Consider the following 23533-nt stretch of genomic DNA (forward strand, 5'->3'; position numbering starts at 1 on the left):
AGCAGGCGAGCATGATCCGTCGTTACATCGCCTGGCGGAACCGTCACGTCACCGACCCCCGACTCCGCAAGGTCATCCGCCGAGCCGAAACCATCAAGAGGGCGAAGGTTGCCTGACTCGGCACTAGGTCAGCGTCGCGCAGGAGCGTCTGCGCGTCGCGATCCGCAGCGCCGGCCGCCACGCCAACGCTGGCATCGATGACCAGTCGTCGGCCGGCGATGCACATCGGTATGCGGATGGCTTCACGAAGCCGGTCGGCGGCTTCGAGCGCGCTGTTCAAACCGGCGGACTGAGCGATCAGGACGGCGAACTCGTCCCCGCCCAGGCGCGCGCACACGTCAGTGTCCCGAACGACCTCCCGCAATCTGCCGGCCATCTCGATGAGCACCTGATCCCCGACGATATGGCCGAAGGAGTCGTTCACGGACTTGAAGTCGTCCAGGTCGACCAGCAGCAGCGCCCAGTCGCCGCCGTCGACGCCCAGTTCGGCGATGCGCCGCAACAGCAGTCGGCGGTTCGGGAGTCCGGTCAGCGGATCGTGCTCCGCGCCGTGGGCCAGCTACGACTGGGTGAGTTCCAGTCGGTCGGCCATGGCGTCGAAGGCCCCGGCCACCTGGCCGAGCTCGTCGGCACGATCGAGCGCTACACGGGTGGATAGATCGCCACGCCCGAGCTTCTCCGCTGCGGCTCGGAGAGCCATCAGCGGTCGCAGTACCGATCGGGCCAGTCGGGAGCCGATGACGGTGGCTACCAGGAAGCCACCGACGCAGACCCCGACCAAGGCCAGCAGCGCCTCCTCACGAGCTGCGGATATCGCCGCCAAGTGCGCGGCCCAGTCGCTACGCGGTCCGGTGACCAGCCGATGCGCCGACTCGTTGACCTGGCTCAAGGAGAAATAGGCCGCGGCGGCGAGGTTCAGCAGCGGCAGAAGCATGATGGCGACGCCAAGCCGGAAGCGGGTCGTCAGAGACATCCGGCGGAGCCACCGACGGACAGCTGACTTTTCCGTCACTGCGTCGGGCGGCGTACACGTTCGCACGGTCACCCTGCAAATGTCGACAACTCCGCGTGTGAGCTGAACGGACCGACAGGTCAGTCCCCCCTTCGGGTCAGCTCTCCACCACGGTGCTGCGCTTGCAGAGGACTGGTGATTGCCGAGGGACTTCTTGCCAACCACCCGTCCCCATCCCTCAACATCGGGCGGCTCGCTGGCACCATTACCGGGAGCCACAGCCGCGCACCCCTGCCCACGTTGCCGGCCCTAATCGCCCGGGCGGAGCGCCTTGAGTTGCTGGGCGAAGAGACGGACCTCTTCTACCCTGCCCGCCTCAGGGACGACGGGGACCTCGTCCAGCCGGCATCGGACGTCGAGGCATTTGACGTGGTCGACGAAGTCATCGAAACCGTGCTCCAACGCCGCGGATGGGTCGCCCTGCTCGATGATGGCGCCCTACAGGCCGAAGACCGGATAGCACTCACCGTGCGGCGCGGGTGAACACTGGCTTTGAGACCGGCCATGTCGCGCCTGTCGTCAGCGGACGGACTTCAGACGACCGCCCCACCCTGCCAGCGTTCCGGACCCACCCCTCGACAGGACTGGAGACTGACGAAGTCACGAGGCGTCACACCTCTTGCACCGCCGGGTCTCCTGATCGTTGTGACGAGTCGCGACCGGCTGAGTCGAGTGCCCTTGAGCGTGAAGCCCCAGGTGGACACCGAAATGAGCCGTGTTGGCGGCACCGAGCATGCCGACCGTCCGTGGCTTCACCCAACCGTCGGTGCGCACTGCTCAGGAGCCGCCGCTCGCCGCGGAAGATCGCGGCGGTGATGGCAGATTGGCGCGTCACTTGAAGGTCCGGCAGTGGGCGCCGACAGACGGGTCCGCTTCCACATCACAGCCGCGAGTCAGCTGCCGAGCCCGCGCCCGTCACTGAAGTCGATCGACCCATCGCGAACATACGGGCGGCGGCGGTAGGCATCGAGGACGGCACCCCGAGTGCGTCCGACAGGTCCAGTGGATTGCGGTCATAGATGCGCCCGTTGTCGATCTGGGCGACGAGAGCGTCGAGCAGGCTAGGCCAGTCGAGTCGCGTCGGGCTGACAACCACCGGGACCTCGACGCGTCGCTCGACGATCTTCACAGCGGAACGGCCGGTAGGGGCGGCCCGCGTCTGCTGCCAGGCGCGATGCCGGCACGTGGCCGAACACCACTTCAGGATCGGACCACGGCGCGGTGATGGGTCCGCCGCATCAGGCGCACTCGTGTGCCCCGCCCGGCGTAATGCTGAGCGATCAGACTCCTGATTTCTTTCGCTTGGCCGAATCTCGTGCGGCGTCCGCTCCGCCTTTCGGCGCCGTAGGCCCTCAGCCTTCCGCCGTCGCGTTCGATAGTCCGCCGTCCCCTTGCTTCTCATGGCGTCGAGGCCGCTCAGCGGCCTCGCGTGCAAGTCCGGCCGATCGACGTCCGCGGCTTCTTCAGGCCGGATGTCGCGTTGCTCGAGCTGGCTGCCGCGGCGCTCGGGCTGGCCTGCCGGCCCGTCAGCCAGCGACTGGGGTATGAGGGGCTGGCAGATCGCTACCTGGCCGATCTGATGCTCGACGGCCGCACCGTTTGCCACCGGACACAGTTCGCCGTCTCTGCGGCCGCCTGCCTGCGCCGCGGACCGCATCCCGAGCTGCCGGTGGAGGCCGACGGCTGGGAGCCGCGGCTCTGGACGTACGGCGTCTCGGCGGTTGTCTACTGCCGCGCCCGCCGCGGAAGGCCTCGACCTGCCGACGGCGGCGATCGCCCGGCATGTCGCTGAGCAATTCGGCCTTAAGCCGCCCGCCACCGGCGGCGCATCCGAGTAGCTCCTGCCGTAGCGCTGCGCAGGCGAGGCGACGGGAGAGGCGCCGCCAGCCGTAGCCGCAGGACCACCTGTGCCCTGAACAGGAGAAGGTCTGGAGCCATCGGCGAGCAGCTGGCCGCGATCCCGTAGGGGCTGGAGAAGTGCGCGCACGGCACTGGAGAAGCACCGGTGGCCCGTCGGTCACCGTGAGCTGGACATCGCTAACGCAGGGGAGGCCTGGTCGTGACCGACGACTTACGAGACGTATCGCTGCTGACCCTCGCAGAAGCGGCCAGCGTTCTCCGCACACCCGTGGCCACCCTGCGGTACTGGCGGCACCGCGGCATCGGACCCGCCGGATTTCGCCTGGGCCGGCGCGTGCATTACCGCCGGCAAGACCTCGACCGGTGGATCGAAGAGCAACGTACCGCTCAGGCAGTCGACCGGCCTCTGCGCTGACCACCCGAGGGACGGTCCGGCGCGGCGTCATCCACAGGCCTTCTGCCATCCCCAAATCCACCCTGGGCCCGGTTATGGCGACCCACCCGACCGCAGGCTGACGGGTCCGGGTCAACTGCACGCATCCGAGGCCGACGCCGAGGGGAACAAACATGTCGAGACCGCCGCTGGCCGTGGGGACCTTCGGAAAGGTCAACTTCCTCGTGCTTGGCAAGGGCCGGGTTCGGGCGCAGGTCGGCTTTCGCGACTTCGACGGCCACCGCCGATCGGTCAGCCGCTTCGGGCGGACCAAAGCCGAGGCTGAGCGCCGCCTGCGAACTGCGCTGCGCGACCGCGACAGCGCCCCCGACGAGGGGAGCAGCGGCGACAGTCGGCTCGCCACCGTGGCCACCGCCTGGCTCGCCGAGGTCGACGACAGCGACCTGGCCACCGGCACCAAGCGGCTGTACCGCTTCGCCGTCCAGAGCTACGTCCTCCCGGGCATCGGTCAGCTCCGGCTGCGGGAGATCACCGTGCCCGCCGTCGACCGCCTGCTGACCGCCGTCCGCACGCGCCACGGTCCCGGAGCCGCCAAGGTCACCCGATCGGTGCTGTCCGGCATCCTCTCGGATGCTGTGCGCCGCGGGGCCATCCCGACGAACCCGGTGCGCGAGGCCGGCTCCCGCCGAACTCACCGTCGGCCGACGGCAGGGCCGCGCACCCTGACGGTCGCCGAGGAATACCAGCTGCGCGAGCGGCTCGCCGCCGACGACGAGACGGCCAAGCTCGACCTCCCCAACCTGGTCGACTTCATGCTCGGCACCGGCGTGCGCATCGGCGAGGCCTGCGCGGTCCGCTGGGCCGCCGTCGACGTCGATGCGGCGACGCTGCGCGTCGAGGCGACCTTGATCCGCGTGCCCGGCCGCGGCTTGGTCATCCAAGAGGCGCCGAAGACCACCGCCGGCCGGCGCACCATCGCCCTGCCGGCCTTCGTCGTGGACCTGCTCCGCCGACGTCAGGCGCAGGTGTCCACGGCCGTCGGCTCGGAGGTGGTCTTCACCAGCCCGACCGGTCGGCTACGGGATCCGCACAACACCAGCAGCAATCTGCGCCAGGCGCTGAACCGCGCCGGCTTCGAGTGGGTGACCTCGCACGTCTTCCGCAAGACGGTGGCGACGCGGCTCGACGAGGCGGGGTTGTCCGCCCGCCAGATCGCCGACCACCTCGGCCACAACCGGCCGAGCTTGACCCAGGACGTCTACATGGGCCGAGGCCTGGCCGCTCCGGAGGCGGCGACAGCGCTTGAGCGCGGACGCTAGGTAGCGCTGAGCGAAGGACTTCTCACCGGGGCCGCGCGCGAGACGGGGCGAGACGAACCTTCGTCGTATGTTCGTCGTATCGGCCGGCCCAGAATGGCTCCTCGGGCGCTTGACCTGGGGTTTTGCTCCCCCGACTGGACTCGAACCAGTAACCCTGCGATTAACAGTCGCATGCTCTGCCAATTGAGCTACGGGGGATCGGCGGGGCGACCCGCGCGCACGACGACACTACCTCACCGACTCCGGGGGGCCGCGGAGGCACCCCCGTCGCGCCGCCGCTCTCCCGGTCGTACGGTGATCACCCGACCCTGTGCCCTTGGAGGCCCCCCGTGGCGAAGATGTCGCTCCTCGTCGGCTTCGGTGCCGGCTACGTCCTGGGTGCCCGCGCGGGCCGTGAGCGCTACGAGCAGATCCGCCGTGCCTGGTCGCAGGCCAAGGAGGACCCGCGCCTGCAGGAGGTCGCCGGCATGGCCCAGGCGCACGCCGACTCGGTGGTGAACTCGGTCAAGGCCCGCATGGGCAGCGACGCACCGAGCTGACTCACTCGGGTCGTTCGGCCGCCACGGCGTCGGCCAGCTTCTGCCGGGCGACCTCGCGGGCGGTGGGGTCGTTGCGGTCGGCGTCGTCGTCGAAGACGACGCTCCACTCGCGCGCCGCCTGACCCGGGACGCGACGCGCCACCAGCAGCACCGCTCCCCCGCCGGGCAGCGGTGACCGCCTGCTGTCCACCACCGTCTGGTCGACCCGCTTGCGCACCACCGGCGGCAGCTCACCGGCGTCGGCCAGCGCGTACCGCTCGGCCGGCTGCCGGGCCTGGACGCCCGGCTCCACCTCGGTCAGCGGGACGACGGTGAAGCTGCCTCCCCCGTCGGCCGTCGCCGACCACCGCGCGGAGCCGATCTCGTGCCAGGGCAGCACGCCGACGTCGGCGGCGCCGTCCAGTGCGAGCCCCGACGGCACGGAGCGCAGGCCGCGGGACGTGGCGACCAGCCATCCCCCGCCTCGGACCAGCTCGCCCCACGCCAGCACGCGCTCGTCCGGGTCAGGCGAGGCGAGGACGACGGCCCGGACGATCTCCGGCGGCCGGGCGAACCGCCGGCGCAGCCACTCGCTGACCGGCATCAGTCGAGCCCGCCCATCGCCCGCTTCCGCAGCGAGATGGCCCGCTGCTCCAGCTCCAGCAGCTGGCCGAACACCTTCATGTAGTCGTCGCCCGCGTCGACCGGGTTCATCCGCTGCAGCCGGCCCTTGAGCGCGGCCACCTGCCGGACGACGTGCATCTCCTCCAGCCGGGCCAGCACCGCTCCCACGTAGCCGGCGTCGGCGTCGCCCACCGAGCGCAGCGGCTCCACCGCGAGGGCGGTCAGCTGGGCCCGGGCGGTGTCGCGGTCGCAGTGCGCGGCGATTTCGTCGAGCCAGGCCGGGCCGGTCACGGTGGCCGCGGCCGCTCCTCCGGCCGCGGCCACGGCGGCCGCGACGGCGGCGTGGTCGGGATCGGTGTAGGCCTCGGGCGGGATGGCGTCGAACGACGGCCCGGCCAGCTCCGGCACCTGCAGCGCGGCCTTGACGGCCTCCCGCTCCACCTCGAGGGCCAGGTCGTCCGGGCTGCGCCGCGGGGTGCGCGGCCGGCCGCGGGACGGCTCGTCCCCGCCGCCCATGATCCGGCGGACCCGGGCCAGGACCTCGGCCTCGTCGGTGTCGCCGATCAGCGCGGCCAGGCGCCGGGCGTACGCCGGGCGCAGCGCGTGGTCCTTGACCTGGGCGAGCAGCGGCGCCGTGCGGTCCAGCGCCGCGATCCGCCCCTCGACGGTCTCCAGGTCGTGCTCGGCGAGCAGGGTCCGCAGGACGAACTCGATCAGCGGCGTGCGCCGGGCGACGAGGTCGCGGACAGCGGCGTCGCCGTGCGCCTGCCGCAGCTCGCACGGGTCGCGGCCGTCGGGCTCGACGGCGACGAAGGTCTGCGCGACGAAGCGCTGGTCCTCCTTGAACGTCTTCATCGCCGCGGCCTGCCCGGCCGCGTCGCCGTCGAAGGTGTAGACGACCTCGCCGCGGAACTCGTCCTGGTCCATGAGCAGGCGGCGCAGGACGCTGATGTGCTCCGGCCCGAAGGCGGTGCCGCAGGAGGCCACCGCCGTCGTCACGCCGGCGAGGTGGCAGGCCATGACGTCGGTGTAGCCCTCGACGACGACCGCCTGGTGCCGGCGGGCGATGTCCCGCTTCGCCCGCTCCAGGCCGTAGAGCACGGTGCTCTTCTTGTAGAGCGGGGTCTCCGGCGTGTTCAGGTACTTCGGGCCGGGGTCGTCGTCCATCAGCTTGCGGGCGCCGAAGCCGATGACGTCGCCGGTGATGTCGCGGATCGGCCAGACCAGCCGGCGGTGGAAGCGGTCGATGAGCGTCCCGCGGCTGGACTCCTTGGCGAGGCCGGCGGTGACCAGCTCCTCCTGGCTGAAGCCCTTGGCGCGCAGGTGCCGGGTGAGGGCGTCCCACCCGCCGGGGGCGAAGCCGCAGCCGAAGTCCAGCGCCACCTGGCGGTCGAACCCGCGGTCGGCGAGGAACTGGCGGGCCGGTGCCGCGTCGGGCGTGCGCAGCTGCTCGGCGTAGAAGTCGGCCGCGGCGGTGTTGGCGGCGACCAGCCGGGCTCGCTGCCCCACGTCGCGCCGGTCGGGTGCACCGGTGGGCCGCCCGCCGTCGTCCTCGTAGTGCAGCTGGACGCCGGTCTGCCCGGCCAGCCGCTCAACGGCCTCGCTGAAGGTCAGGTGGTCGACCTTCTGGATGAAGGAGATGACGTCGCCGCCCTCCCCACACCCGAAACAGTTCCCGGTGAGGATGTCGTCCTCGAGCGTGAACGCATGCGTGCCGGGGACCTCGGCGCAGTAGACCTCCTCCACCCGGTCACTCCACTCGACCGACTGGACGATCCACTCCGCGCAGTCGCCCGATCCACCTCCGCTGTCCGGACGCGCGGCGCCGACCGAGGCCAGCTGCCGGGTCCCGGCCAGCGTGCGCACCAGCCGGTCGCCGGCGAGGAGGTCCTTCGTGAGCACCTCGCGGGGGGCAGCGGCGGAAGCGACGAACCAGCGGTGTTCGTCGGTCGCGTACAGCTCCTTCACGCGACCGTTGCGGGTGAGCATCACCTTCATCAACCGCTGGACGCCGTACGAGCGGAAGGGCGCCTCGACCCATCCGCCGTTGCCGTCCAGCACGCGGACGGTCCGCCCGGCGAGCTCCCGGATCGGCACCACACCGTCCTCGGTGAGGACGCCGGTCTCCCCGGCCAGGCAGTGGTAGAGGCCGCGCGCGGGGGTCACGTGGAAGGACGGCGACTTCTCGTCGTGGAACGGGCACAGGCCCTTGAGGCTCCCGCCGCCGGCCCGCTTGAGCTGCAGGTGCTCGCCGATCACCTCGTCGATGCGGCTGCGCTCGCGGACCGCCGCGATGTCGGCGGCCCGGATCTTCCCCCGGCCGGCCATCAGCTGCCCGCCGCGGCGGCGCCGCCGGCGACGATGGCCCCGGTCGCGGCCGAGTCGTTGCGCCGGCCGATGACGAGCATCAGCCAGAGCAGGAACACCTGGTGCTCCAGGGGCATCGAGTCCGGGAGCCGCACGGTGGGCCGCGGCGACCAGCCGCCGGTCGATCCGCTCTCCCCGAGCACCCGGTCCCCGCTGGTGAACCGGTGGGTCCCCTTCCAGACGGACAGCTTGGCCACCGAGACCGGCACGCCCTCCAGGTCGGCCTCCCAGGTGCCCTTCCACATCGAGACCTGCCGCGCCCGGAGCCGGGCGCTGCTCTCCGGGTCCAGCGCCCACCGTCCGGTGAGCTCGCGCTTCTGCTTCGCGAACACCCACTCGCGCTCGCCGACGACGGCCGCGGCGGACTCCTTCCACCCCGAGGTGCGCAGCTGTGCCACGACGACCCCGTCGCGGAGCACGGGCACGACGTCCTTCCCGACGCCGGCCGAACCCCGCTTGCCCACTTCCAGCACGGTTCCTCCTCAGCCGATCCCGGGGGCGCCGGCGACGCTCTCGCCGGTCACGCGGTAGAGCAGGTAGGCCGCCGTCTCGCGCAGGATGTAGCGGAACTGGGTGGTGCGGGTCTGCACCGCGGGCCCCTGACGAGTGGGCGAGCTCTCCGCGGTGATCCCGGCGTCCTCGGCCATCCGCTCGGCGCGCATGGCGTGCCACGGGTCGGTCACCAGCACCGCGCTCTCCCAGCCGCGCTCGGCGAAGGCGCGCCCCACCGCCCGCATGCTCTCGAGGGTGTCCACGCCCTCCTCGATCGCCAGCAGCGCGTCGTCGGGCACGTCGCCGTCCTCGGCGAGGTACTGCGCGCCCGCCTCGGCCTCGGTGAACTGGTCGCCGGCGGCCTTGCCGCCGACGGTCACGATCACCGGTGCCACGCCCTGCTCGTAGAGCTTGAGCGCGTGCTCCAGCCGGGCCTCGAAGATCGACGACGGGACGCCGTTGTACTGGGCCGAGCCGAGCACCACGATCGCATCCGACGTCGGCCGCGAGTCCTGCCGGGCGGTCCACCAGATGGCCAGCGCGGTCGAGGCGACGAGCAGCAGCACGGCCAGGACGGCGGCGCCGACCAGCCGGACGACCAGACTCCGGATCCGCACCGCCACGGGTCATGGGTACCACGCCCCACCGACCCGGTGGCGCACCCGGGACCGGTGGTGGACGGCGACCTCCGTTACGTCCCGGCGGGCTCCCCGCCCAGCGCCGCCCGCCCGGCCTCCAGCCGCGCCACGGGGACCCGGAACGGCGAGCAGGACACGTAGTCCAGCCCCACCTCGTGGAAGAAGTGGACCGAGTCCGGGTCGCCGCCGTGCTCGCCGCAGATGCCCAGCTTCAGGTCCGGCCGTGCGGCCCGGCCGGCCTCGGCCCCGATCCGCACCAGCCGCCCGACGCCGTCGCGGTCCAGCGACTCGAACGGCGAGATGCCGAAGATGCCCTTGTCCAGGTACTGGTGGAAGAAGGCCGCCTCGACGTCGTCCCGGGAGAACCCCCAGGTCATCTGGGTGAGGTCGTTGGTGCCGAAGGAGAAGAACTCGGCGTACTCGGCGATCTCGCCGGCGGTCAGCGCCGCGCGGGGCACCTCGATCATGGTGCCGATGAGCGGCCGGACGTCGATGCCGCAGTCCCGGCACACCTCGCCCAGCACCCGCTCGGCCTCCTCCCGGATGGCCTCGAGCTCCTGCACCGCGCCGACCAGCGGGATCATGATCTCCGGCCGGGGGTCACCGCCGGCCTTCGTCCGCTCGCACGCGGCCTGGGCGATGGCGCGCACCTGCATCGCGAACAGACCGGGCACGACCAGCCCGAGGCGTACCCCGCGCAGCCCCAGCATCGGGTTGGACTCGTGCATCCGCCGCACGGCCGCGAGCAGTCGCAGCTGCCCCTCGTCGTGGTGTCCCTCGGCCTCGGCCACCGCGACGCGCACCGACAGCTCGGTGAGGTCGGGCAGGAACTCGTGCAGCGGCGGGTCCAGCAGCCGGACGGTCACCGGCAGCCCGTCCATCGCCTCGAAGATCTCCAGGAAGTCCTGCTTCTGCAGCGGCTCCAGCGCGTCCAGCGCCGCCTGACGCTGCTCGTCGCCCTCGGCGAGGATCAGCTTCTCCACCAGCTGCCGCCGGTCGCCGAGGAACATGTGCTCGGTGCGGCACAGCCCGACGCCGCGGGCGCCGAAGCGGCGGGCCCGGGCGGAGTCCTCGGGGGTGTCGGCGTTGGTGCGGACGTCGAGCCGCCGGGCGGCGTCGGCGTGGGTGAGGATCCGGTGCACGCTGCGCACCAGGTCATCGGCACCGCCGTCGGCTTCCGTCGACTCTGGGTCGATCTCGCCCTCGAAGTAGCGGACGACGGACGACGGCTCGACCGGCACCTCGCCGAGCCAGACCTTGCCGGTCGACCCGTCGATGCTGATGACGTCGCCCTCGCTCACGACGGTGCCGTCGGGCGCGGTGAACCGGCCGGCCTTGGTGTCGACCTGCAGCTCCTCCGCCCCGCACACGCAGGTCTTGCCCATGCCGCGGGCGACGACGGCGGCGTGCGAGGTCTTGCCGCCGCGGCTAGTCAGCACGCCCTGGGCGGCGATCATCCCGGCGAGGTCGTCGGGGTTGGTCTCCCGGCGCACGAGGACGACCGCCTCGCCCTTCTGCGCCTCCTCCACGGCACGCTCGGAGGAGAACACCGCCTTGCCCACGGCGGCGCCGGGCGAGGCGTTCATCCCCTGCGTCAGCTGCGTCGCGTTCCCGCCGGAGACGAACCGCGGGAACATCAGCTGGGCCAGCTGGTCACCGGTCACCCGGCGAACGGCCTCGTCCATGTCGATGAGGCCCTCGTCGACCAGCTGGGTGGCGATCCGGAACGCGGCCCCTGCGGTGCGCTTGCCGACCCGGGTCTGCAGCATCCAGAGCTTGCCGCGCTCGACGGTGAACTCGATGTCGCACAGGTCGCGGTAGTGCGACTCGAGCCGGGCCATGATGCCCATCAGCTCGTCGTAGGCGCCGCGGTCGATGTCGGCGAGGTCCACCAGGGGCACCGTGTTGCGGATGCCGGCGACGACGTCCTCCCCCTGCGCGTTCTGCAGGTAGTCGCCGTAGACGCCCTGCTCGCCGCTGCCCGGGTCGCGGGTGAAGGCGACGCCGGTGCCGGAGTCCATCCCGAGGTTGCCGAAGACCATCGAGCACACGTTCACCGCGGTACCGGCGTCGCCGGGGATGCGCTCCCGCCGGCGGTAGAGGATCGCCCGGTCGGAGTTCCAGGAGTCGAAGACGGCGTTGATCGCCAGGTCCATCTGCTCGCGCGGGTCCTGCGGGAAGTCCCGGCCGGTGTGCTCGCGGACGATCGCCTTGAACCGGCCGACGACGTCGCGCAGGTGCTCCGCGTCCAGGTCCAGGTCGAGGTCGGTGCCCTGCTCGGCCTTGACCGCGTCGAGGGCCTCGTCGAACAGCTCGCCGTCGATCGCCTGGACGGTCTTGCCGAACATCTGGATCAGCCGCCGGTAGGAGTCCCAGGCGAAGCGGTCGCTGCCCGACTGCGCGGCCAGCCCCTCCACCGACTCGTCGTTGAGGCCGACGTTGAGGACCGTCTCCATCATCCCCGGCATCGACGCCGCGGCCCCGGAGCGGACCGAGACCAGCAGCGGGTCGGCCGAATCGCCGAGCGTCTTGCCCATCGCCTTCTCCAGCGCGACGAGGTGCTCGCTGACCTGGTCGGGCAGCTCGGGCGGGGTGCTGCCGTGCTCGAGGTAAAAGCGGCAGGCGTCGGTGGTGATCGTGAAGCCCGGCGGGACCGGCAGACCGAGGTTGGTCATCTCGGCGAGGTTGGCCCCCTTGCCGCCGAGGAGGTCCTTCTGGTCCTTGCTGCCCTCGCTGAAGTCGTAGACCCACTTCGCGGGGGTCGGGGTCGTCGTCGACACCGTCTGCCACCTCCGAGTTCGTGCCCGGCGCGCTGCGGAGGAGCGGGGCTCCTCCGGGCGAGGACTGGCAGCCGATCGTGCCGTACGGGGGTCCCGCCCGCACCGCCGCGACCGCGCGGTCGTCAGCCGAAGCCGCAGACCCGCCAGCCCTTGTCCTCGACCACCGTCGCGGTCCCGGCCGCCTCGTTCCCCAGGGAGTCGGTCACGCGGTAGGGCACCGCCGCCGCTTCCTGCCCGGGCACGAGCAGGTCCGTCGCGTCGCCGACCTCGATCGACACCTCCTGCATCCCGGCCAGGGGGCCGGACGGCGTCATCAGCTGGTCCTCGCTGATCTGGGCGCGCAGCTCGTCGCAGAGCAGGTCGTGGGCCCGGCTGCTGTCGCCATCGGCCAGCGAGCTGAACAGGCCCTCCACGGCACCCTCGGGGCTGTTGGCCCCCCGCCCGCCGACGATCAGGAACCCGACCACCGCGAAGACGACCGTGACCAGGACGACGACCGTGCCGACGACGAGCCCGGTCCGCCGCGGCGGCGAGGGCGCCGGCGACCGGTAGTTCGGGAACCCCACGGCCAGCGGGCCCCCGTGCGGGAGCTGCGCCTGCTGCGGCGCGGGGACGTGCGGCTGCGGCGGCTGGGACACCGGTCACCCCCTCGAGCGGGCCCGGGCCGGTCGTGCCACGAGCGGGGCCATGGTGGCAGCCGCTGCTGGCGGTGAGAAGCCGGGCCCGCGCGGTGGCGCTAGTCGATCCCGCAGATCCGCGGGCCGTCCTCGCCGCGGATGGTGATGGTGTCGGTCTCGCCGTCGTCCCAGCGGACGGTCACGGTGCGGACCGTGTCGCCGTCCACCTCGGCCTCGCCGGTGCCGGTGACCTCCGGGTCGCTCCCCCGCAGGTACGCCTCGCCGGGGTCGGTGTCCCGCAGCCGGTCGCGCTCGGCGGAGCACAGCATCTGCGTGGCGGTGTCGAGGTCGCCGTCGGCCAGGGAGGCGTAGAAGACGGTGACCGCCGCCTCGGCCCGCTCCCCGGGGGTGCCCTTGACCAGCGGCATGAGGAGCACCATCGCCACGCCGACGACGATCGTGGCGAGCATGATCCCGAGCAGCAGCCCGTTGCGGTTGCGCGGTGGTGCCGTGTGCAGGTTCTCCGGGCCCTCGTCGTAGAGGTAGGGCCCCTCGGGCGCGCTCATCCGCCGCTCACCATCAGTTCTGCGCCCGCCGGCGGACGCGGGTCGTCACGGTCGTCGAGCCAGCCCTCGGGCAGCGCGACCGGCCGGGGCTGGCTGGTCCGCCCGCGCGGGCCGCCCAGCACGGCTGTGGGATAGGGCTGGTCGGGGATCTGCGCGAGCAGGCCGGCCAGCTCGTCGAGCGAGGACACCATCGCCAGGGCGCGCCGGACGTCCGAGCCGACCGAGAAGCCCTTGAGGTACCAGGCCACGTGCTTGCGGAAGTCGGTGCAGCCGTGCAGCTCGCCCTGCTCGGCCGACAGGAGCTCGGCGTGCCGGTGCATGACGGCGGCCACCTCGCCGAACGTCGGCAGTGCGCGCTCGGGCCGGCCGGCGAAGGCCGCGGCGAGGTCACCGAACAGCCAGGGACGCCCCAGGCAGCCCCGGCCGATGACGACGCCCGCGCAGCCGGTCGCGGCGACCAGCCGCAGTGCGTCGTCGGCCTCCCAGACGTCGCCGTTGCCGAGGACCGGGATGTCCACGGTCTCGACCAGCCGCGCGATGGGTGCCCAGTCGGCGGTGCCGCTGTACAGCTGGTCGGCGGTGCGGCCGTGCAGCGTGATGGCCGCGGCACCCTCGTCCTGGGCGATCCGGCCGGCGTCGAGGTAGGTGACGTGGTCGGCGTCGATCCCGATCCGCGTCTTGATGGTCACCGGCACGTCGCGGGCCGCGGCCACCGCGGACCGCACGATGTCGGCCAGCAGCCGGCGGCGCCAGGGCAGCGCCGAGCCGCCGCCCTTGCGGGTGACCTTCGGGACCGGGCAGCCGAAGTTCAGGTCGATGTGAGCCGGGCGGGTGCCGGCGACCTCCTCGTCGACCAGCATCTCGACCGCGCGCCCGACCGTGGCCGGGTCGACGCCGTAGAGCTGCACGGAGAAGCCCTCGGCGGCCTCCTCCGGCGTGGCCTGGACCATCTGCAGCGTCTTGGCGTTGCGCTCCACCAGCGCGCGGGTGGTGATCATCTCGCAGACGTAGAGACCCGCGCCGAACTCCCGGCACAGCGTGCGGAAGGCCGGGTTGGTGATGCCGGCCATCGGGGCGAGGACCACGGCGGGGTCGACGGTGAGCGGCCCGAGCCGCAGCGGCGGCAGCGCCGTCGTCGTCGGCTCCAGCGTGGCGGTCACGGCACCCAGGGTAGGTGGGTCCGCGCGACCGTCCGTGGAGCCGGGTCACGGCGCGGCTCCAGGGTCGCTGGAGCGGCTCGAGCCGGTCGTCGTCCCCACCCCGGCACCGGGTCCACAGGCAGGGCCGCCGTGCGAGGGACCGGCACGAGCGCGGCCAGGGTCGGGACGTGCTCACGTCGCTGACTTCACCGCTCGCCGTCGACCACCCCGCTCGCCGCCGTCTCGGCGTCTTCTGCAGCGCCGATCTGGCCGCACGAGGCGTCACCGAGCGGGAGGTGCGGACGGCGGTGCGGACCGGCGTCTGGGTGCGGCTGCGGACCGGCGTCTTCGTGCGTGCCGAGGACCTCGCGGAGGTCGAGCGGACCGGGCGCCGGCCGGGGTTGGAGGCCCTCGCCGTGACCGCCTCGCTCGACCGGTCCTCGGCCGTGCTGAGCGGTGCCACGGCGGCGTGGGTGTGGGGTCTGCCCCGTCCTCGCGACGCGGCAGCGGTGGTGCAGCTCACCGACCCGTATCGGTGGCGGCGCGGCCGGGGGTACGTGATGACCCGCGCCTCCCTCCCCGACGACGAGGTCACCGTCCGCGGCGCCTACCGCGTCACCACCGCGGCACGCACCCTCGCCGACGTCACGCGCGCCTGGCCGGAGGTCCCCGCCGTGGCCGCTGTCGACGCCGCTCTGCTGCGCGGGCTGACCACCCGCGAGGAGCTGAGCCGGGTCCTCGACCGGCAGGCCTGCGTCCCCGGCGTCCCCCGTGCGGTCCGGGCGCTGGAACTCGCTGACGGCCGGGCCGAGTCATGGCTGGAGACGGCGGGGCGGCTCACCTTCGCGGCCCTCGGGCTCCCACCCTTCGTCCCGCAGGTGGAGCTGTGGCTGGACGGGCGCCTGCTGAAGGTCGCCGACGGCTGGTACGCCGACGCCGCGGTGGCGGTCGAGTTCGACGGCCGGGTGAAGTACCGGCGCCCGCGCTACGGCCGGACGCCGCAGGAGGAGCTGTGGCAGGAGAAGCGCACCGAGGACCTGCTCCGCTCGCACGGGGTGCGATTCGTGCGCGTCGTCGCCGATGACCTGGGCGCCGGCCGGACCGAACTCGACCGGCTCGTCCGCCGGCACCTGGCCGCCGACGGTCCCACGGTCCGGGCCTTCACGGAGGTGCCGCGGCCCGAGGGTCGCTGGCGCGGCGGCGATGCGGGCGACGACGGGTGGCTCCACCGGACCGACGACCGTGTCGGTGGCCCGGCTTGAGCCGGTCCGCCGACCGTTGAGCCGTGCTGCGGCGCGGCTCAACGGTCGGCGAGGCGGGTCAACCCGCCTCGCCGCTGGCACCATCCGCGCCATCCCACCGACCGCCCTCCCGAGGAGACGCCGGATGTCCGACCTGCCCGAGCTGCTGCAGCTGACCGAGATCGGCGACCGGCGCCTCAAGGTGTTCCAGCCGGCCGAGTCCGCCGAGGGCCGCGACGTCGTCTTCAGCGGCCAGCTGCTGGGTCAGCTGATGATGGCCTCGGACCGGTACGCAGGGGGCAAGGACGTCCGGTCCGTTCACGCGGTCTTCGCCCGCGCCGGGTCCTACCGCTCCCCCATCGAGCTCGAGGTCGAGTCGTTGCAGGCCGGCCGCACCTGGGCCAGCGACACGGTCACCGCCCGGCAGGACGGCAGGCTGCTGTGCCGGGCGACGGTGCTCCTGAACGTGCTGGACGACGACCTGATGCGACACGGGCCGGCGATGCCCGACGTCCCCGGCTGGGCCGACCTGTCCCCCGACCCCCGCGCCCAGGCGTTCCCCGGCGCGGAGGTCCGCCCGGTGCCGGGCGAGCCGATGGACGGCGACGTGCCGCTCGAGGCAGCCTGGCACCGCTACGACCGGCCGCTGGTGGCCCCGGCGGCGAACCAGGCCGTGCTGGCGTGGGCGACCTGCGGGCAGCTGATCGGCCTCGCCGTCCGCCCGCACTCCGACACCGTCGACTTCGGGCAGGCGCACGTCACCCTGAGCACCGGCGTCATCGGGCACACGCTGCACTTCCTGGAGCGCTTCGACGTGAGCCGGCCGCTGCTGATCACGCAGGAGGCGACCAAGGCCGCGACGGGTCGGGTCTACGGCCGGGGCAGCGTCTTCACCGAGGACGGCGTCCTGGTGGCGGCGTTCGAGCAGGACTCGATGGCCAAGCACGCCGGCCGGTCGCTGGACCCGCGCACCGCGATGTAGCGGCGGAGGGGATCCGTGGGGTCACGCCCACGGATCCCCTCCGCGCACTCAGCAGCCGGGGAGGCGAGCGCCGAGGTAGGACTGGACCTGGTCGAGGGCCACCCGCTCCTGGCTCATCGAGTCGCGCTCCCGGATGGTCACCGCCTGGTCCTCGAGGGTGTCGAAGTCGACGGTGATGCAGAACGGCGTCCCGACCTCGTCCTGCCGGCGGTACCTGCGGCCGATGGCGCCCGCGTCGTCGAAGTCGACGTTCCAGTTCCGCCGCAGCGCCGCGGCCAGGTCGCGGGCCTTGGGCGACAGGTCGGCGTTGCGCGACAGCGGGAGGACGGCGGCCTTGACCGGCGCCAGCCGCGGGTCGAGCTTGAGGACCGTGCGGGTGTCGACGCCGCCCTTGGCGTTGGGCGCCTCGTCCTCGGTGTAGGCCTCGACGAGGAACGCCATCAGCGAGCGGGTGAGCCCGGCTGCCGGCTCGATCACGTACGGCGTCCAGCGGGTGTTGGTGGCCTGGTCGAAGTAGGACAGGTCCGTGCCCGAGTGCTGGGTGTGCGTCGTGAGGTCGAAGTCCGTGCGGTTGGCGATGCCCTCGAGCTCACCCCACTCCGAGCCCTGGAAGCCGAAGCGGTACTCGATGTCGACGGTGCGCTTCGAGTAGTGCGACAGCTTCTCCTTGGCGTGCTCGTAGTGCCGCAGGTTGTCCGGGGAGATGCCGAGGTCGGTGTACCAGCGGGTCCGCTCGTCGATCCAGTACTGGTGCCACTCCTCGTCGCTGCCGGGCTCGACGAAGAACTCCATCTCCATCTGCTCGAACTCGCGGGTCCGGAAGATGAAGTTGCCGGGGGTGATCTCGTTGCGGAACGACTTGCCGATCTGGCCGATGCCGAACGGCGGCTTCTTCCGCGCGGCGCCCATGACGTTGGCGAAGTTCACGAAGATGCCCTGCGCGGTCTCCGGGCGCAGGTAGTGCAGCCCCGACTCGTCCTCGACCGGGCCGAGGTAGGTCTTCAGCATCATGTTGAAGTCGCGCGGCTCGGTCCACGCGCCCTTCGTGCCGCAGTTCGGGCAGGAGATGTCGGCCAGGCCGTTCTCCGGCGCCCGGCCCTTGCGCGCCTCGAAGTCCTCTTCGAGGTGGTCGGCCCGGAAGCGCTTGTGGCAGCTCTGGCACTCGGTCAGCGGGTCGGTGAAGACGCCGACGTGCCCGGAGGCGACCCAGGTCTGTCGCGGCAGGATCACCGAGGAGTCCAGGCCGACGATGTCGTCACGGCTCTGGACGACGGTGCGCCACCACTGCTTCTTGATGTTCTCCTTGAGCTCGACGCCCAGGGGCCCGTAGTCCCAGGCGGAGCGGGTGCCGCCGTAGATCTCGCCGGAGGGGAAGACGAACCCCCGGCGCTTGCAGAGGTTGACCACCTTGTCGAGGCGGGCGGGGTCGTGCTTGGTCGGGCTCTCGGCCACGGGCTCTCAGGCTCCATCCGGCTGGCGGTCGGCGGTTGACCCGCCCACGGTAGTCGCCTCGCCCTGCGTCCCCTCAGTCGACGGCGTAGACCCCCGGTTCGTCGACCGCGTGGACCCACACCGGGGCGCCGGCGATCTTCACCTCGGCCGCCGAGAGGGCACGGCGGTAGGCGCCGACGCCCTCCCAGACGGTCACCAGCGCCCACAGGCCCGGCTCCTCGGCCGCCTCGCCGGCGTGCCCGTCGCGGAAGCCGGGCCGACCGGCCAGCGCCGACAGCAGCGCGGCCACCGCCGCCGGGAATTCCTCGGCGTCGGTCGGCACGCGCAGCCGGGTCACGGCGAACACCTGGCACCCCCTCCGGGCGGCGTCGTTCAGGGCAGCTCGAGGTCGGCGACCAGCAGGTCCTCGTCGACGTACATGGTGAGGGTCCGCTCCGCGCTCGCCGTCCCGACGGTGACCGTGACGGCCTCCAGACCGCTGCCCTCGTCGTACTCGACGCCCACCAGCTCGGCGTCGGTGATCTCCTCGTTGCCGAGCACGCGCTCGTAGAACACCGCCACGAGGAACTCCTCCGGGGCGACGCCGTTGGCCGCGGCCTCCTGCTCCACCACGGCGAGCAGATCGGGGCCGACCAGGTCCAGGGCGTACGCGCCGTCTCCCCCGACGAGCGCCTCGAAGAAGGTCGCCGCGACCTCGACCGAGCCGGGGATCTCCTCCTCACCGGAGGGGTCGTCGGCCTCCTCCATCGGGACCTGGGCGCCGGTGGGCAGCTCCACGTCCGGGTCGACGAGCTCGCCGTCCATGTCCTCACCGGCGGCGGTGGTCGTCGCGGTCGGGGCCGCCGGGCCGGCCGAGTCGTCGGAGTCGTCGCCGGACAGGAGGAAGAACAGCAGGACGCCGACGCCCGCGACCAGCACCACGGCCGCCGCGATCAGCCAGGGCAGCGCGCGCCGCCGCTTCGGCGGCCCGCCGTACCCGCCGGGCGGGAGCCCCCCGCCGGGCTGCCCGTACGGGCCCGGGGCGCCGTACTGGCCGGGCGGCCCGTACGGCGCGGGCGCGCCGTACTGGCCGGGCGGAGGCGGCGGGACGGGCGGGCGGGGACCGCCGGCCGGCGGCCCGTACCGACCGGGGGCGCCGTACGGACCGGGGGCCCCGTACTGGCCGGGAGCGCCGTACGGACCTGGGGGTTGGCTCATGGTGCTCCGCTCGTCCGGCCGGGCCGGGACCCCGCGACCCCGGCGACGACAGCACGGTAGCCACGCCCACCGGCCCTGCGCGCCCTGTTCGTCGCCCGGCCGGTGTCACAGCTCCGTCACGAACGCGCTCCGGCCCGCACCCGAGGCGTCCGGACCCCGCAGGCTGGGCCGGGCACCGCGGCCGGGATCCTGGCCGGTGTCCGGGCGCGTCCCTACACTCCGCCGACGACCGCATCCCGGCGCCGGCGCGGACCGACGGACGCCACGACCAGCCGGGCAGCGGCACACGGAGGGACCTCAGCGCGTGGATCTGGAGCAGTTCGGCCCGTACCGCATCGAGGCCCTGCTCGGTCGCGGCGGCATGGGCGAGGTCTACCGGGCCTTCGACACCGAGCACGAGCGGGTCGTCGCGCTGAAGGTGCTCTCGGAGTCCCTGGCCACCGACGCGGGCTACCGCGAGCGGTTCCGCCGCGAGGCGCACCTGGCGGCCCGGCTCAACGAGCCGCACATCGTCCCGATCCACCGCTACGGCGAGATCGACGGCCGGCTGTTCCTGGACATGCGCCTGGTGCCCGGCCGCGACGTCGCCGCCGTCCTGGCCGAGGACGGGCCGATGGACCCCGCCCGCGCGGTGTCGGTCGTCGGCCAGACCGCCCGGGCCCTGGACTCCGCGCACGCCGACGGGCTGGTGCACCGGGACGTCAAGCCGTCGAACATCCTGGTCACCGGCGGCGCCGACGACGAGTTCGTCTACCTCGTCGACTTCGGCATCGCCCGCTCGACCTCCGACGCCGCCGGCCCCTCCCTCACCCAGACCGGTGCGGCGCTGGGCTCGTTCGACTACATGGCGCCCGAACGCTTCCTGGAGAAGCCGATCGACCGGCGCGTCGACGTCTACGCACTGGCCTGCGTGCTGTTCGAGTGCCTCACCGGCCGCCGTCCGTTCACCGGCGACGGGCTGGCCACGTTGATGTACGCGCACCTCAACACCGAGGCGCCGGCACCGTCCTCCCTGCGCCCGGGGCTGCCGCGGCAGCTCGACGCCGTGGTGGCGAAGGGCCTGGCCAAGGACCCCGCCGCGCGGTACTCCACCTGCGGCGAGCTGGCGGCGGCCGCCCGTGCGGCGCTGCGCGCGGCCGGAGCGCCGGCGGCACCCCTCCCGACGGCTCCGCCGACGACGGTGACCCCGGTCCGGCCGCAGACCGTCGGCTTCTCCGACCCGGGCCCCCGCGGGTACGGGCCGCCCTCCTCCCCCGGTCCCGGCGGGTACGGGCCGCCGTCCTCCCCCGGTCCGGACGGCTACGGGCCGCCGTCGTCCCCCGGACCGCGCAGCTACGGGCCGCCGTCCTCCCCCGGGCCCTCCGGGTACGGGCCGCCGCCCGGGAGCGGGCCGTGGGCACCGGCGCCCGCCGCCGGCCACGGAGCGCGCTCCAACCCCGGTCCGCCCGGCTTCCCTCCCGGCGGACCGCCGCCCGGGTACGGCGCCGCGGGGTTCCGCGCCGGCGCCTCGCCCTCCGGCGGTCGCCGGCCCAACCGCCTGCCGTGGGTCCTCGGCGGGGTGGCCGTGCTCGTCGTGCTCGCCGTGGTCCTGGTCATCGCGCTGGCGGCGTCCGGTGGGGACGACGACGAGCAGGCCGACCCCACCCCGACCCCGACGACGACCTCGTCGAGCACCAGCACGAGCAGCAGCAGCACCGCGCCGCCCGAGGACGACCCGGAGGAGACCCTGCGGGCGATCCTGCCGAGGGGCTTCGACGAGGAGGACTGCGACACCGGCTCCCCCACGAACGACGGGGCGCTCGCGGTCCTCGACTGCGGGGCGTCCCCGGAGCAGCCCGGGCCCACGGCCGGCAGCTTCTACCTGTACGAGGACGACGACGCCGTCGACCAGGTCTTCCTCGCCGACATGGGCCGCAACGGGATCACCCCGCTGGCCGACGGCGCGCTGTGCCCGGACGCGCAGGGGTACGGCTACTACACGATCGACGAGCAGCGGGCCGGGCGGCTGGCGTGCTACATCGACGACGAGCAGAACGCGATCATCGTCTGGACGCAGGACGACGTGGGCGCCGAGGGGCTCATCGGCATCAGCGGGGGCGGCCAGGAGGGGCTGGTGACCCTCTACGAGTGGTGGGTCGAGCAGTCGAACAGCGACTTCGTGGCGGAGTGAGCCCGGCGGCCCGACCGCCGGGGGACGCGGCCGGCCGCGTGGCGTGCCGCGGGGACGGCGGCGGCAGTGCGAACCTGGGGCGGACGCACGCGCCAGCCACGCCCAGGAGGAACGTCAGCACGTGGACCAGGAACAGCCCGGTACCGACCTCGCCACCGTCCTGGCCGACGGCGGGCCGATGGAGCCGGCGCGGGCCGTGGCGATCGTCGGCCGGGTCGCCTCCCTCCTCGACACCGTCGCCGACGGGGGCGCCGTCCGCGAGATCACACCGGCCGACGTCCTGCTGAGCGGGGGCGACGACGTCCGGCTCACCGCTCCCGCGGAGGCCGCGGCGGTGCCCGGCGGGCGCCCGGACGTCCCGGCGCTGGCCCGCGTACTGGCCTCCTGCCTCCCCGACCGGCGCGACGAGCTCGACGCCGTGGTGCGGCGCGGGCTCGACGGCGGCTACGCGACCTGCGGTGACCTGGCCGCAGCGGCCGCGGCCGCCCTGCCGGCCGACAGCCCGACGACTCCCGCCCAGCGGTCCGCTCCGTCCTCCGTCCGCCTGCCGCTGCTCCTGGGGGCCGTCGCCGCGGTGGCCGTGCTGGCGCTCGTCCTGGTCCTCGTGCTCACCGGCGGGTCGGACGACGACGACGCGGCCGATCCCGAGGCCACCGGCACCCCGACCACCGCGCCCCCGCTGGCCGCCGACGACACCGACGACCCGGCGCAGGCGCAGCTGCGGGCGACCATCCCGCCCGACTGGATCCCGGTGGACTGCGACCACGGCGAGCTGCCCGACGACGGCGCGATCGCCGCGCTCGGGTGCGGCGCCGCCAGCACGCAGCCGGGGCCGGAGGACTCGGTGTTCTACCGCTACGCCGACGCCGCGACGGTCGACGCCGTGTTCCTGGCCGACATGGAGCGCAACGGCGTCGCACCGCTGCCGCCGGGCGCGGAGTGCCCCAGCGCGTACGGCCACACCACCTACGAGGTGGACGGCGAGCCGGCCGGACGGATGGGCTGCTACATCGACGGGAACAACAACGGGATCCTCATCTGGACCCGCGACGCCGTCGCCACCGAGGGCATCGTGACCGTGATGGACGGCGGCCAGATCGGCCTGGACGTGCTCTACGACTGGTGGGTGCAGCAGGAGCTGAGCGACTTCATCCTGCCCTGAGCGCGGCGGCGGCCATCGCGTCCAGCCGTCGGGCGACCAGGTCCGCCGTCGCCGGCCGCTGACCGATGGGCGCCAGGCAGTCGCTGACCAGCGCCGCCTCCTCGTGGGTGAGCCCCGGGGCCAGCGCCGGCTCCGCGCTCATGACCCGGCGGATGGCCAGCAGCGGCTCGCTGTCGGGCAGCTCCCCGTAGAGCCCGTTGCCGGTCAGCGCCCGGTGCAGGGTGGCGCCGAGCGCGAACAGCTCGGTCGCGCGCGAGGGCCGGTCGCCGCGCAGCAGGGCGGGGTCGAGGAACTCCACCGACGCCGCGCTGGCCATGCCGGTCAGCGTGACTCCGGGCGTGAGGAACCGGGCCAGGCCGAGGTCGGACAGCTTTCCCCCGCCGTCGGTGAGCAGGATGTTGGCGGGCTTCACGTCACCGTGGGTCAGGCCGGCCTCGTGCAGCGCGTGCAGGGCGTGCGCGGCGTGTGCGACGGCGCGGAGCACCTCCCCGCGGCTGAGCGGGCGGGCCGGGGCGGCGAGCGAACCGAGCGGGCAGTACTCCATGGCGTACAGGAAGCTGTCCTGGAGGACGGCGTCGTAGACCCGGACCAGGTACGGCGAGGTCACCTGGGCGAAGGCGCGCAGCTCCCGCACCCCGCGCTCGTAGGCCTGCTCGCTGTGCGTCCCGGTGAAGACCTTCACCGCGACGTACTCGTCGGGGAGCCCGAGCCGCGCCGGCGGGCGGGCCAGGTAGAAGCGTCCGTTGTTGCCCTCGCCGAGCACCCGGATCACCTGGTAGTCCGCGATCGTGGCGGGCGCGGGGCCCGCCAGGCCGACGGCGTCCATGCACGTCCTCCTGAGCTGTCGTGCTCCCGGCCGGAGCCGGGTCGCCGCCGGTGCGGCAGCGGGTCAGTGTGCCCGGGTCGGGCACGTCCGGGAAGGCGACCGTGCCCGGTTCCGGAGTCCGTCCCGCTCGCGCGGCCGGGGTCACCACGCGACGCGGGCCGCGGCTAGCATCCGCGC

At 73.3% G+C, this 23533-nt stretch carries 24 protein-coding genes and 1 tRNA gene; 9 read left to right on the top strand and 16 right to left on the bottom strand.

Annotated features, from left to right (window positions below; all coding sequences use genetic code 11):
* Positions 1-43: 43 nt before the first annotated feature.
* Together DQ240_RS16960 and DQ240_RS16965 are read right to left on the bottom strand one after the other, a co-directional pair.
* A complete protein-coding gene (locus tag DQ240_RS16960; RefSeq protein WP_113840807.1) occupies positions 44-559 on the bottom strand; it encodes a diguanylate cyclase domain-containing protein in 516 nt (171 codons plus the stop codon).
* Positions 560-973, bottom strand: coding sequence for a HAMP domain-containing protein (locus DQ240_RS16965; protein ID WP_113840808.1), 414 nt, complete (start codon positions 971-973; stop codon positions 560-562).
* 174 nt (positions 974-1147) lie between these two features.
* Here DQ240_RS16965 and DQ240_RS16970 point away from each other — a divergent pair, with 174 nt between their 5' ends.
* Positions 1148-1495: a hypothetical protein gene (locus DQ240_RS16970; RefSeq protein ID WP_113840809.1), complete on the top strand. Its 348-nt coding sequence runs from the start codon at positions 1148-1150 to the stop codon at positions 1493-1495.
* A gap of 397 nt (positions 1496-1892) precedes the next feature.
* Here DQ240_RS16970 and DQ240_RS16975 read toward each other — a convergent pair whose 3' ends face one another.
* Positions 1893-2141 (bottom strand): hypothetical protein, encoded by a 249-nt coding sequence (locus DQ240_RS16975; protein ID WP_113840810.1) that lies wholly within the window; start codon positions 2139-2141, stop codon positions 1893-1895.
* Positions 2142-2441: 300 nt separating this feature from the next.
* Between DQ240_RS16975 and DQ240_RS16980 the strand changes: the two genes are divergently transcribed.
* The 3 genes from DQ240_RS16980 (at position 2442) to xerC (ending at position 4585) form a co-directional block, all read left to right on the top strand.
* Positions 2442-2804, top strand: a complete 363-nt coding sequence (locus tag DQ240_RS16980; RefSeq protein WP_113840811.1) for a hypothetical protein — start codon at positions 2442-2444, stop codon at positions 2802-2804.
* A gap of 267 nt (positions 2805-3071) precedes the next feature.
* Complete coding sequence (locus DQ240_RS16985) at positions 3072-3287, top strand: helix-turn-helix domain-containing protein (protein ID WP_233498788.1); 216 nt, start codon at positions 3072-3074, stop codon at positions 3285-3287.
* A gap of 152 nt (positions 3288-3439) precedes the next feature.
* A complete protein-coding gene (gene xerC, locus DQ240_RS16990) occupies positions 3440-4585 on the top strand; it encodes a tyrosine recombinase XerC (RefSeq protein ID WP_147262014.1) in 1146 nt (381 codons plus the stop codon).
* A gap of 125 nt (positions 4586-4710) precedes the next feature.
* Here the strand turns inward: xerC and DQ240_RS16995 are convergent.
* Positions 4711-4783, bottom strand: a tRNA-Asn gene (locus tag DQ240_RS16995).
* 140 nt (positions 4784-4923) lie between these two features.
* Between DQ240_RS16995 and DQ240_RS17000 the strand changes: the two genes are divergently transcribed.
* Positions 4924-5124, top strand: coding sequence for a hypothetical protein (locus tag DQ240_RS17000; RefSeq protein ID WP_233498796.1), 201 nt, complete (start codon positions 4924-4926; stop codon positions 5122-5124).
* A 1-nt stretch (position 5125) separates the two neighbouring features.
* Here DQ240_RS17000 and DQ240_RS17005 read toward each other — a convergent pair whose 3' ends face one another.
* The 8 genes from DQ240_RS17005 to dusB all read right to left on the bottom strand — a co-directional run bounded on the left by DQ240_RS17005 (position 5126) and on the right by dusB (position 14347).
* The gene (locus DQ240_RS17005; RefSeq protein ID WP_113840815.1) at positions 5126-5707 is read right to left on the bottom strand and encodes a hypothetical protein; all 582 of its coding nucleotides are present in this window, start codon (positions 5705-5707) and stop codon (positions 5126-5128) included.
* A complete protein-coding gene (dnaG, locus tag DQ240_RS17010; protein WP_113840816.1) occupies positions 5707-8055 on the bottom strand; it encodes a DNA primase in 2349 nt (782 codons plus the stop codon). The genes DQ240_RS17005 and dnaG overlap by 1 nt, the downstream gene beginning before the upstream one ends.
* Entirely contained in the window at positions 8055-8567 is a 513-nt protein-coding gene (locus DQ240_RS17015; protein ID WP_113840817.1) for a hypothetical protein, read from the bottom strand. Before DQ240_RS17015 ends, dnaG begins: the two co-directional genes overlap by 1 nt.
* A 9-nt stretch (positions 8568-8576) precedes the next feature.
* Positions 8577-9209, bottom strand: a complete 633-nt coding sequence (locus DQ240_RS17020) for a YdcF family protein (protein WP_199589367.1) — start codon at positions 9207-9209, stop codon at positions 8577-8579.
* Positions 9210-9277: 68 nt separating this feature from the next.
* Positions 9278-12004 carry a pyruvate, phosphate dikinase gene (gene ppdK / locus DQ240_RS17025; protein WP_113840818.1) on the bottom strand — a complete coding sequence of 909 codons (2727 nt, stop codon included), beginning with the start codon at positions 12002-12004 and terminating at the stop codon, positions 9278-9280.
* Positions 12005-12126: 122 nt separating this feature from the next.
* Positions 12127-12642: a hypothetical protein gene (locus tag DQ240_RS17030; RefSeq protein ID WP_113840819.1), complete on the bottom strand. Its 516-nt coding sequence runs from the start codon at positions 12640-12642 to the stop codon at positions 12127-12129.
* A 98-nt stretch (positions 12643-12740) separates the two neighbouring features.
* Positions 12741-13187 (bottom strand): hypothetical protein, encoded by a 447-nt coding sequence (locus DQ240_RS17035; RefSeq protein ID WP_113840820.1) that lies wholly within the window; start codon positions 13185-13187, stop codon positions 12741-12743.
* The gene (gene dusB, locus DQ240_RS17040) at positions 13184-14347 is read right to left on the bottom strand and encodes a tRNA dihydrouridine synthase DusB (RefSeq protein WP_113840821.1); all 1164 of its coding nucleotides are present in this window, start codon (positions 14345-14347) and stop codon (positions 13184-13186) included. The genes DQ240_RS17035 and dusB overlap by 4 nt, the downstream gene beginning before the upstream one ends.
* Positions 14348-14514: 167 nt before the next feature.
* Here dusB and DQ240_RS23350 point away from each other — a divergent pair, with 167 nt between their 5' ends.
* Together DQ240_RS23350 and DQ240_RS17045 are read left to right on the top strand one after the other, a co-directional pair.
* Positions 14515-15588 (top strand): type IV toxin-antitoxin system AbiEi family antitoxin domain-containing protein, encoded by a 1074-nt coding sequence (locus DQ240_RS23350; RefSeq protein WP_158548761.1) that lies wholly within the window; start codon positions 14515-14517, stop codon positions 15586-15588.
* Between the two features lie 124 nt (positions 15589-15712).
* The gene (locus DQ240_RS17045) at positions 15713-16549 is read left to right on the top strand and encodes an acyl-CoA thioesterase II (RefSeq protein ID WP_158548763.1); all 837 of its coding nucleotides are present in this window, start codon (positions 15713-15715) and stop codon (positions 16547-16549) included.
* Positions 16550-16597: 48 nt separating this feature from the next.
* Here DQ240_RS17045 and DQ240_RS17050 read toward each other — a convergent pair whose 3' ends face one another.
* The 3 genes from DQ240_RS17050 to DQ240_RS17060 form a co-directional block, all read right to left on the bottom strand.
* Positions 16598-18001 carry a glycine--tRNA ligase gene (locus DQ240_RS17050; RefSeq protein ID WP_113840823.1) on the bottom strand — a complete coding sequence of 468 codons (1404 nt, stop codon included), beginning with the start codon at positions 17999-18001 and terminating at the stop codon, positions 16598-16600.
* A 73-nt stretch (positions 18002-18074) separates the two neighbouring features.
* Positions 18075-18338, bottom strand: coding sequence for an antibiotic biosynthesis monooxygenase (locus tag DQ240_RS17055; RefSeq protein ID WP_233498789.1), 264 nt, complete (start codon positions 18336-18338; stop codon positions 18075-18077).
* Positions 18339-18373: 35 nt separating this feature from the next.
* Positions 18374-19198 carry a hypothetical protein gene (locus DQ240_RS17060; RefSeq protein WP_113840825.1) on the bottom strand — a complete coding sequence of 275 codons (825 nt, stop codon included), beginning with the start codon at positions 19196-19198 and terminating at the stop codon, positions 18374-18376.
* 304 nt (positions 19199-19502) lie between these two features.
* Between DQ240_RS17060 and DQ240_RS17065 the strand changes: the two genes are divergently transcribed.
* Positions 19503-21368, top strand: coding sequence for a serine/threonine-protein kinase (locus DQ240_RS17065; RefSeq protein ID WP_158548765.1), 1866 nt, complete (start codon positions 19503-19505; stop codon positions 21366-21368).
* A 121-nt stretch (positions 21369-21489) separates the two neighbouring features.
* Positions 21490-22530 (top strand): hypothetical protein, encoded by a 1041-nt coding sequence (locus DQ240_RS17070; RefSeq protein WP_113840827.1) that lies wholly within the window; start codon positions 21490-21492, stop codon positions 22528-22530.
* On the opposite strand, the gene DQ240_RS17075 is transcribed toward DQ240_RS17070, so the two are convergent.
* Entirely contained in the window at positions 22517-23356 is an 840-nt protein-coding gene (locus DQ240_RS17075) for a protein kinase (protein ID WP_113840828.1), read from the bottom strand. The two genes, DQ240_RS17070 and DQ240_RS17075, sit on opposite strands and share 14 nt — an antisense overlap.
* Positions 23357-23533 lie beyond the last annotated feature (177 nt).

Origin of the sequence: Blastococcus sp. TF02A-26 (assembly GCF_003319125.1) — a bacterium.
Classification (GTDB): domain Bacteria; phylum Actinomycetota; class Actinomycetes; order Mycobacteriales; family Geodermatophilaceae; genus Trujillonella.